This is a genomic window from Aquimarina sp. U1-2 (genome assembly GCF_017897595.1).
Classification (GTDB): Bacteria; Bacteroidota; Bacteroidia; order Flavobacteriales; family Flavobacteriaceae; genus Aquimarina.
Genome location: NZ_JAGKIK010000051.1, coordinates 1 through 572, shown reverse-complemented (window position 1 = coordinate 572; position 572 = coordinate 1). Strand labels below are relative to the sequence as shown.

1 protein-coding gene is annotated in these 572 nt (G+C 31.1%); it reads left to right on the top strand.

Annotated elements, in window-relative coordinates; genetic code table 11:
• Nucleotides 1-116 precede the first annotated feature (116 nt).
• On the top strand, nucleotides 117-572 hold a 456-nt coding region (locus tag J8281_RS18955), incomplete at its 3' end, for a hypothetical protein (protein WP_210199231.1).

Below are 572 nucleotides of genomic sequence, written 5' to 3'. Positions count from 1 at the left end.
GTGTTGAGAGCCAAGGTATGATTTTAATGACGGAAACCCCTGAAGGGAAATTGGTATTTGTGAATCCTGATGATGCTAAGGTTGGGAATGGGTTGCAGGTTAGTTAATTTGATTGTATGAAGTTTATATCTTTCTTGGTACTTATATTTTTAGCTGTATTTAATATTTATGGTCAAGAAAGTGCATGGTGTTATATAGATGCCAGTAGTAGTAAAGATTTCAGTGTACCTAAACAAGTATTTCAAGGGGTTGATGAAAGGTCTGGCGACCTGTCTTTCATAATTAATAACAAAGACGCTACTAAATTCTACTTATATGGTAAGGGACGTATATTAATTTCAGAATTTACGTTATCTAGCTTTCTTAATAAAGCAGAGAACTTTATTGGAGGTTTTTACTCAAATTCTATTCATGTACTTTTCTTTAAAAACAAAACAAATTCTCTGTTTGATAGGGTTGAGGTTAATTATAATACCAAATCAGTTAACACCAGCAAAATTGAATTAAACTTGAAGAAAGATTATGTTATAGAAACATTTAAGGCGGAAAATAGCATCTTTATTTTAAGTATA